The sequence below is a fragment of the Pseudomonas sp. GD04158 genome, assembly GCF_029834875.1.
In the GTDB taxonomy this organism is placed as follows: Bacteria; Pseudomonadota; Gammaproteobacteria; order Pseudomonadales; family Pseudomonadaceae; genus Aquipseudomonas; species Aquipseudomonas hydrolytica.
The window spans coordinates 58762-67966 of sequence record NZ_JAODYT010000021.1 but is presented as its reverse complement, the minus strand read 5'-3'; the positions used below and the strand labels follow the sequence as shown (position 1 = coordinate 67966).

Annotated in this window: 6 protein-coding genes; 4 read left to right on the top strand and 2 right to left on the bottom strand. The window is 65.4% G+C overall.

The genetic code is table 11. The features are described 5' to 3' along the window. Both N7333_RS10785 and aceE read right to left on the bottom strand, forming a co-directional pair. Positions 1-232 (bottom strand): biotin/lipoyl-containing protein (locus N7333_RS10785; RefSeq protein WP_347815287.1); only part of this gene is annotated, 232 nt, incomplete at its 3' end. Between the two features lie 11 nt (positions 233-243). Next, on the bottom strand, positions 244-2889 hold the full coding sequence (aceE, locus tag N7333_RS10780) for a pyruvate dehydrogenase (acetyl-transferring), homodimeric type (RefSeq protein ID WP_129481870.1): 2646 nt from the start codon (positions 2887-2889) through the stop codon (positions 244-246). Positions 2890-3160: 271 nt separating this feature from the next. Here aceE and glnE point away from each other — a divergent pair, with 271 nt between their 5' ends. The 4 genes from glnE (at position 3161) to waaC (ending at position 9200) form a co-directional block, all read left to right on the top strand. After that, complete coding sequence (glnE, locus tag N7333_RS10775; protein ID WP_129481869.1) at positions 3161-6103, top strand: bifunctional [glutamate--ammonia ligase]-adenylyl-L-tyrosine phosphorylase/[glutamate--ammonia-ligase] adenylyltransferase; 2943 nt, start codon at positions 3161-3163, stop codon at positions 6101-6103. 63 nt (positions 6104-6166) lie between these two features. Beyond that, positions 6167-7090: a branched-chain amino acid transaminase gene (locus N7333_RS10770; protein ID WP_003246614.1), complete on the top strand. Its 924-nt coding sequence runs from the start codon at positions 6167-6169 to the stop codon at positions 7088-7090. A 60-nt stretch (positions 7091-7150) separates the two neighbouring features. Continuing rightward, the gene (gene waaF, locus N7333_RS10765) at positions 7151-8194 is read left to right on the top strand and encodes a lipopolysaccharide heptosyltransferase II (RefSeq protein ID WP_129481868.1); all 1044 of its coding nucleotides are present in this window, start codon (positions 7151-7153) and stop codon (positions 8192-8194) included. Between the two features lies 1 nt (position 8195). Further along, positions 8196-9200, top strand: coding sequence for a lipopolysaccharide heptosyltransferase I (gene waaC, locus N7333_RS10760; protein ID WP_129481867.1), 1005 nt, complete (start codon positions 8196-8198; stop codon positions 9198-9200). The last annotated feature ends 5 nt before the right edge of the window (positions 9201-9205 follow it).

The following is a 9205-nucleotide window of genomic DNA, read 5'->3' as shown; positions in this document are numbered from 1 at the left end:
CCCCTTCGACTTCCAGCACCAGCAGCTCGTCGCCTTCCTTCAGGCGGTCGCCGATCTTGACCTTGATTTCCTTGACCACGCCGGCCTTGGGCGAGGGCACTTCCATGGAGGCCTTGTCGGACTCCAGGGTCAGTACGCTCTGCTCGGCGTCGATACGGTCGCCGACCTTGACCAGCAGTTCAATCACCTCGCCTTCACCGCCGAGGTCGGGTACGCGAATCAACTCACTCATCGCTACGCTCCTTAGCAGTCCAGGGGGTTGGCTTTGTCGGCGTCGATGCCAAACTTGGCGATGGCGTCAGCCAGCACCTTGGCTTCGATTTCGCCACGGTCTACCAGGGCTTCCAGGGCGGCCAGCACGACCCAGTTGCGATCCACTTCGAAGAAGTGACGCAGCTGCTTGCGGCTGTCGCTGCGGCCGAAGCCGTCGGTGCCCAGCACCTTGTATTCCTTGCTCGGTACCCACTGACGAACCTGCTCGGCGAACAGCTTCATGTAGTCGGTGGAGGCGATGACCGGACCCTTGCGACCGCTGAGGCACTGCTCGATGTAGGTCTGCTGCGGCTTCTGGCCCGGGTGCAGGCGGTTGCGACGCTCCACGGCCAGGCCGTCGCGGCGCAGTTCGTTGAAGCTGGTGACGCTCCATACATCGGCACCGATGTTGTACTCGTCGCGCAGGATCTTCGCCGCTTCGCGCACTTCGCGCAGAATGGTGCCGGAACCCAGCAGCTGCACGTGGTGTGCGGCTTCCTTCTTGTCTTCCTCGAGCAGGTACATGCCCTTGATGATGCCTTGCTCGATACCCTCCGGCATGGCCGGCTGCTGGTACGACTCGTTCATCACGGTGATGTAGTAGAAGATGTCCTGCTGCTCTTCGGTCATCTGGCGAATGCCTTCGCGGATGATCACGGCGAGCTCGTAGCCATAGGTCGGGTCGTAGGTGCGGCAGTTGGGGATGGTCGCTGCCAGCATGTGGCTGTGACCGTCTTCATGCTGCAGGCCTTCACCGTTGAGGGTGGTACGGCCGGCGGTGCCGCCGATCAGGAAACCACGGGTGCGGCTGTCGCCAGCGGCCCAGGCCAGGTCGCCGATACGCTGGAAGCCGAACATCGAGTAGAAGATGTAGAACGGCAGCATCGGCTGGTTGTGGTTGGAGTACGAGGTACCGGCGGCGATGAAGGAGCTCATGGCGCCGGCTTCGTTGATGCCTTCCTCGAGGATCTGACCCTTCTTGTCCTCCTTGTAGAACATCACCTGGTCTTTATCGACCGGCTCGTACAGCTGGCCGACCGAGGAGTAGATGCCGAGCTGACGGAACATGCCTTCCATACCGAAGGTACGGGCCTCGTCCGGGATGATCGGAACGATGCGCTGGCCCAGTTCCTTGTCCTTGACCAGCTGCGCGAGGATGCGCACAAAGGCCATGGTGGTGGAGATTTCGCGGTCGCCCGAGCCGTCGAGGATGGCCTTGAGGGTATCCAGCGGCGGAGTGGGGATGCTGAAGCTCTTCTGCCGGCGCTGCGGGACGAAGCCGCCCAGCGCGTTGCGGCGCTCGTGCAGGTACTTGTACTCGGGGCTGCCCGGCTCCGGTTTGACGAACGGCAGCTTTTCCAGGTCCTCGTCCTTGACCGGAATGTCGAAGCGGTCGCGGAACTGGCGCAGGCTGTCGACATCGACCTTCTTGGTGTTGTGCGCGGTGTTCTTCGCTTCACCGGCGCCGGTACCGTAGCCCTTGATGGTCTTGGCCAGGATCACGGTCGGCTGGCCGCTGTGGTTCACGGCCTGATGGTAGGCCGCGTAGACCTTGTACGGGTCGTGGCCGCCACGGTTGAGCTTCCAGATCTCGTCGTCGGAGAGGTCCTTGACCATCTCCTTGAGTTCCGGGCTATTGAAGAAGTTTTCGCGCACATAGGCGCCGTCTTTGGCCTTGTAGTTCTGGTATTCGCCGTCGACCACTTCGTCCATGCGACGCTGCAGGGCGCCGTCCTTGTCCTTGGCGAACAGCGGGTCCCAGAAACGACCCCAGACCACCTTGTTGACGTTCCACTGGGCGCCGCGGAACACGCCTTCGAGTTCCTGGATGATCTTGCCGTTGCCGCGCACCGGGCCGTCGAGGCGCTGCAGGTTGCAGTTGATGACGAAGATCAGGTTGTCCAGCTTCTCGCGGCCGGCCAGGGAAATGGCGCCGAGGGATTCCGGCTCGTCGCACTCGCCGTCGCCCATGAAGCACCAGACCTTCTGCTTGCCGGCGGGGATGAAGCCGCGCGCTTCCAGGTACTTCATGAAGCGGGCCTGGTAGATGGCCTGGATCGGGCCGAGGCCCATGGAGACGGTGGGGAACTGCCAGAAGTCCGGCATCAGCCAGGGGTGCGGATAGGAGGACAGACCCTTGCCGTCCACTTCGCGGCGGAAGTTCTGCATCTGCTCTTCGCTGATGCGCCCTTCCATGAAGGCGCGGGCGTAGACGCCGGGGCTGGCGTGGCCCTGATAGAACACCAGGTCGCCGCCGTGTTCTTCGGTCGGGGCCTGGAAGAAGTAGTTGAAGCCGATGTCGTACAGGGTCGCCGAGGAGGCGAAGCTGGAAATGTGGCCACCCAGATCCGGGTCGTCCAGGTTGGTGCGCATCACCATGGCCAGGGCGTTCCAGCGCACCAACGAGCGGATGCGGCGCTCCATGAACAGGTCGCCGGGCATGCGCGCTTCGTGGGTGACCGGGATGGTGTTGCGGTACGGCGTGGTGATCGCGTAGGGCAGTTGCGCACCGCTACGGGTGGCCAGCTCGCCCAGACGGGTCATCAGGTAATGGGCACGGTCTTCACCCTCACGGTCGAGGACGGATTCAAGGGCGTCCAGCCATTCCTGGGTTTCGATCGGATCGAGGTCTTGCATGGCTTGCTCCAGGGCGGAAAGGCTTCCAGAATCGGAGGCCAGTTGGATCTCGCCGGCTTTTTGAGCGGGCGAGTTGAAATTCTTGGATTTACCGGGGGTAGGACCGGCCGCTTGTAGTTTTACTACATTCCGACGCCGGATTCAGCCCTCTGGATACAATTCTTTAGTAGTAAAACTACAATCCGCGGTTCTGCCGGCCGCGCGCGCCCTGCGCCAGTGGGGCTTCGGGCGGTTGTGCCGTGCGTCCGGCAACCCGCCAAAAGGATAGACCATGAGCCTGCCGTCGCCGGTCGAATTGCCCTCTTCTCTGATCCCCCTGGCCGAGCGTGCCGAGCAGTCGCTACAGGCTGCATTGCTCGAACATGAGGCGCTGCCTGCAAAGCTGGCGCAGTGGCCGCAGGCGCGGCGCGAGGCCTGGCGTCAGGTCACGGCACTCAGCGACTTCGTCAGCGAGCAGGCGATCCGCGATCCGCAGATGTTCATGGCGTTGGCCGACTCCGGCGAGCTGGAGCGCAGCCTGAAGCCCGGCGAGTTGCGCGATCAGCTGGCAACGCTGCTGGCCGAGTGTGCCGACGAGGACGCGCTCGGCCGCTGCCTGCGGCGCTTTCGCAACCGCCAGCAGCTGCGCATCATCTGGCGCGACTTCAGCCGCCAGGCGGCGCTGGCCGAGACCTGCCGCGATCTCTCCGATCTGGCCGACGCCTGCATCGATCTGGCCTACCACTGGCTCTATCCGCGCCATTGCCAGCAGTTCGGCACGCCGATCGGTCGACGCAGCGGCCAGGCGCAGCACATGGTCATCCTCGGCATGGGCAAGCTCGGCGCCCATGAGCTGAATCTGTCTTCGGACATCGATCTGATCTTCGGCTACCCGGAAGGCGGCGAGACCGAAGGGGTCAAGCGGCCGCTGGATAACCAGGAGTTCTTTATCCGCCTCGGGCAAAAGCTCATAAAAGCCCTGGACGCCATCACCGTCGATGGCTTCGTGTTCCGTACCGATATGCGCCTGCGCCCCTATGGTTCATCCGGTGCGCTGGTATTCAGCTTCAATGCGCTGGAGCAGTACTACCAGGATCAGGGGCGCGACTGGGAGCGCTACGCCATGATCAAGGCGCGCGTGGTCGGCGGCGACCAGGCCGCCGGCGCCGAGCTACTGGAGATGCTGCGGCCCTTCGTCTACCGGCGCTATCTGGATTTCTCCGCCATCGAGGCGTTGCGCGCGATGAAGCTGCTGATCCAGCAGGAGGTGCGGCGCAAGGGCATGAGCGAGAACATCAAGCTCGGTGCCGGCGGCATCCGCGAGATCGAGTTCATCGCCCAGGCCTTCCAGCTGATTCATGGCGGGCGCGACCTCAGCCTGCAGCAGCGGCCCCTGCTCAAGGTGCTGGCGACCCTCGAGGGCCAGGGCTATCTGCCGCCCGCGGTGGTGGCGGAGATGCGCGAGGGTTACGAGTTTTTGCGCTACACCGAGCACGCCCTGCAGGGCATCGGCGACCGGCAGACGCAGATGCTGCCGGCGGACGCGCGCGACCAGGCGCGGGTGGCGGCGATCATGGGCTTTGCCGACTGGGCGAGTTTCCATGAGCGTCTGATGCACTGGCGCGGGCGCATCGAATGGCATTTCCAGCAGGTGATCGCCGATCCGGACGAGGATGAGGCCGCCGCCGGTAGCGCCTGCGTGGGCGCCGAGTGGCTGCCGCTGTGGGAAGCGGCCATCGACGAGGAAAGCGCTGCGCGCCAACTGCAGGAGGCGGGCTTCGTCGAGCCGCTGGTCGCGCTCAAGCGTCTTGGCGACCTGCGCAATGGGCCGCAGGTTCGCGCCATGCAGCGCCTGGGGCGTGAGCGGCTGGATGCCTTCGTGCCGCGTCTGCTGGCCGAGACGGTCGAGCACGAGGCGCCGGACCGCGTGCTGGAGCGGGTGCTGCCGCTGGTGGAAAAGGTGGCGCGGCGCTCGGCCTACCTGGTGCTGCTCTCGGAAAACCCCGGTGCCCTGCAGCGGCTGATCAGCCTGTGCGCCGCCAGCCCGTGGATCGCCGAGCAGATCGCACGCTTCCCGCTGCTGCTCGACGAACTGCTCAACGAAGGCCGGCTCTACCATCCGCCGCTGGCGCCGGAGCTGGCGGCCGAGCTGCGCGAGCGGCTGATCCGCATCCCCGAGGACGACCTGGAACAGCAGATGGAGGCGCTGCGTCACTTCAAGCTGGCCCACAGCCTGCGCGTGGCCGCCTCGGAAATCGCCGGCACGCTGCCCCTGATGAAGGTCTCTGACTACCTGACCTGGCTGGCCGAGGCCATTCTCGATCAGGTGCTGGCGCTGGCCTGGCAGCACACGGTGCAGCGTCATGGCCGGCCGTTTCGTACCGATGGCACGCCCTGCGACCCCGATTTCATCATCGTCGGCTACGGCAAGGTCGGCGGCCTGGAGTTCGGCCACGGCTCGGATCTGGACCTGGTGTTTATCCATGACGGCGATCCGCAGGCCGAGACCGACGGCGCCAAGCCCATCGACGGCGCGCAGTTCTTCACCCGCCTGGGCCAGCGCATCATCCACCTGCTGACCACCCAGACCACCTCCGGCGCGCTGTACGAGGTGGACATGCGCCTGCGGCCCTCCGGCGCGGCGGGGCTCCTGGTCAGCTCGCTCGGCGCCTTCCAGCGCTATCAGGAAAACGAGGCCTGGACCTGGGAGCACCAGGCGCTGGTGCGCGCGCGGGTGCTGGTGGGCTGCCAGCGTCTGGCCGGCGAGTTCGCCCGCGTGCGCGGCGAGGTGCTGGGGCGGCAGCGCGAAGTGGCGGCGCTGCGCACCGAGGTCAGCGAGATGCGGGCGAAGATGCGCGACAACCTCGGCACCCGCGCCACCGCCGCCGGCACCGCGGAAAACGCCTTCGACGCAGCGGCTTCCTTCGATCTGAAGCAGGACGCCGGTGGTATCGTCGATATCGAATTTATGGTGCAATACGCGGCCCTGGCCTGGTCGTGGCAATACCCGCAACTGCTCGAATTCACCGACAACATTCGCATCCTCGAGGGGCTCGAACGCGTTGGTCTGATGTCGTCCGAAGATGCCGGTCTGCTGCGTGAGGTCTACAAGATTTACCGCTCGGCTGCCCACCGCCAGGCGCTGCAGAAGCAGCCCGGGGTGGTGCCGGGCGATCAGTTCCAGGACGAGCGCCGCGCCGTGATGCGCCTGTGGCGCGAACTGGGGCTGAGTTGAATGACGGGGCTGCGGCCCCACCTAATTGTTCGAACCGTGAAGCGAATTTGAGGAGCAGGCAAGATGTCGATGTCCGACCGTGATGGCGTGATCTGGTACGACGGCGAGCTGGTGCCGTGGCGCGAAGCCAACACCCATGTGCTGACCCACACCCTGCATTACGGCATGGGCGTGTTCGAGGGCGTGCGCGCCTACAACACCCCGGACGGCACCGCCATCTTCCGCCTGCAGGCGCACACCGACCGCCTGTTCGATTCGGCGCATATCTTCAACATGCAGATCCCCTTCTCCAAGGAAGAGATCAACGAAGCGCAGCGCACCGCGGTGCGAGAAAACGGCCTGGAAAGCGCCTATCTGCGTCCGATGGTGTTCTTCGGCAGTGAGGGCATGGGCCTGCGCGCCTCGGGTCTCAAGGTGCACGTGATCGTCGCCGCCTGGCACTGGGGCGCCTACATGGGCGAGGAAGCGTTGGTCAGCGGCATCAAGGTGCGCACCAGTTCCTACACCCGTCACCACGTCAACATCTCCATGACCCGCGCCAAGGCCAACGGCAACTACATCAACTCGATGCTGGCCCTGCAGGAAGCCATCTCCGGCGGTGCCGACGAGGCCATGCTGCTGGACCCGGAGGGTTACGTGGCCGAGGGTTCGGGCGAGAACATCTTCCTGGTCAAGGACGGTGTGGTGTACACCCCGGAAGTGACCTCCTGCCTCAACGGCATCACCCGCAGCACCATCCTGACCCTGGCTGCCGAGCATGGCATCAAGGTGGTGGAGAAGCGCATCACCCGCGACGAGGTGTACATCGCCGACGAAGCCTTCTTTACCGGTACCGCCGCCGAGGTCACGCCGATCCGCGAAGTGGATGGTCGTCAGATCGGCATCGGCCGCCGCGGCCCGGTCACCGAGAAGCTGCAGAAAGCCTACTTCGACCTGGTCACCGGCAAGACCAGCGCCCACGCCGAGTGGCGTACGCTGGTCAAGTAAGCGATTCCTCGAAGGCTCGACGGGGAGGCGAAAGCCTCCCTGGTCGTTTCTGGAAAAGATATGAAGATATTGATCGTTGGGCCCAGCTGGGTGGGCGACATGGTGATGGCGCAGACCCTGTTCCAGTGCCTGAAGCAGCGCCATCCCGAATGCGAGATCGACGTGCTGGCGCCCGAGTGGAGCCGGCCGATTCTCGAGCGCATGCCCGAGATGCGCGCCGCGCTGAGCCTGCCGCTGGGCCATGGCGTGCTCGATCTGGCCACGCGCCGGCGCATCGGCAAGTCGCTGGCCGGCCAGTACGACCAGGCCATCCTGCTGCCCAATTCGCTGAAGTCCGCACTGGTGCCCTGGTTCGCCGGGATTCCCAAGCGCACCGGCTGGAAGGGCGAGATGCGCTATGGCCTGCTCAACGATATCCGCAAGCTGGACAAGGCGCGCTATCCGCTGATGATCGAGCGCTTCATGGCGCTGGCCTATGAGCCGGGCGCCGCCTTGCCGCAGCCTTATCCGCAGCCGCGTCTGCAGATCGATGAGGCCAGTCGCGAGGCCGCTCTGGCCAAGTTCGAGCTGCAGCTGGATCGCCCGGTGCTGGCGCTGTGTCCCGGCGCCGAGTTCGGCGAGGCCAAGCGCTGGCCGGCCGAGCACTATGCCAAGGTCGCCGAGATCAAGATTCGCGCCGGCTGGCAGGTCTGGCTGTTCGGTTCGAAGAACGACCATGCCGGCGGCGAGGACATTCGCATGCGCCTGATCCCGGGCCTGCGCGAAGAAGTCAGCAACCTCTCCGGGCAGACCAGCCTGGCCGAGGCCATCGACCTGATGTCCGCCGCCACGGCGGTGGTGTCCAACGATTCCGGCCTGATGCACGTGGCAGCGGCGCTGAATCGCCCGCTGGTGGCCGTCTACGGCTCCACTTCGCCGGGTTTCACGCCGCCCTTGGCCGACCAGGTGGAAATCGTGCGCCTGGGACTGGACTGCAGCCCCTGTTTCGAGCGCACCTGTCGCTTTGGTCACTACAACTGCCTGCGCGAGCTCAAGCCGCGGCCGGTGATCGAGGCGCTGGACCGTTTGGTCGGCGATCCGCTGGCATTGGTCGAGGGCGACTGATTTGCGGGTGCTGATCATCAAGACCTCGTCGCTGGGCGACGTGGTGCATACCCTGCCGGCACTGACCGATGCGGCTCGCGCCATTCCCGGCATCCGCTTCGACTGGGTGGTGGAGGAAGGCTTCGCCGAGATTCCCGCCTGGCATCCGGCCGTTTCCCAGGTGATTCCGGTGGCCATCCGTCGCTGGCGCAAGCACCCGCTGCGCACCTGGCGCAGCGGCGAATGGGCGCGCTTCAAGCAGCGTCTGCGCGAAACCCGTTACGACCTGGTGATCGATGCCCAGGGCCTGCTCAAGAGTGCCTGGCTGACGCGCTACGTGCAGGCGCCGGTGGCCGGGCTGGATCGCGATTCGGCGCGTGAACCGCTGGCCAGCCGCTTCTATGACCGGCGCTACGCAGTGGCCAGGGATCAGCATGCCCTGGAGCGCGTGCGCCAGTTGTTCGCCCAGGCGCTGGATTATCCACTGCCGGCCGGCAGCGGCGACTATGGCCTGAATCGCGCGGCGATGATGGACGCCGTGGCGCAGCCCTATCTGGTGTTCCTGCATGGCACCACCTGGGCCAGCAAGCACTGGCCGGAAGCCGACTGGCGCGCCCTGGCCGAGCGCATGGACGAGCTGGGCTGGGCCGTGCGCCTGCCCTGGGGCAACGAGACGGAGAAGGCACGTGCCGAACGCATCGCCGCCGGCCTCACGCATGCCGCCGTGCTGCCGAAACTGAACCTGGCCGGCGTAGCCAAGGTGATCGCTGGCGCCAGCGCCTGCGTTTCCGTCGACACCGGTCTCGGTCATTTGGCTGCGGCGCTGGATGTGCCGAACATTTCCCTCTACGGTCCGACCCTGCCCGGCAAGGTGGGCGCCTATGGCCGTAGCCAGATTCATCTGTGCGCCAGTGGCCCGAACGCCGGCAGCGGTGACCGTGACAAGCCCTGCTTCGATGGCCTCGGTGCAGAGCGCGTTGGCCTGGAACTGGAGGCGCTGCTGCTGGCGCCTCCCGGCACCCTTTAAGGAGC

Bases quoted from the DNA above. Each gene is read 5' to 3' on its own strand.
- aceE (WP_129481870.1), bottom strand. From the start codon at position 2,889: ATGCAAGACCTCGATCCGATCGAAACCCAGGAATGGCTGGACGCCCTT.
- glnE (WP_129481869.1), top strand. From the start codon at position 3,161: ATGAGCCTGCCGTCGCCGGTCGAATTGCCCTCTTCTCTGATCCCCCTG.
- N7333_RS10770 (WP_003246614.1), top strand. From the start codon at position 6,167: ATGTCGATGTCCGACCGTGATGGCGTGATCTGGTACGACGGCGAGCTG.
- waaF (WP_129481868.1), top strand. From the start codon at position 7,151: ATGAAGATATTGATCGTTGGGCCCAGCTGGGTGGGCGACATGGTGATG.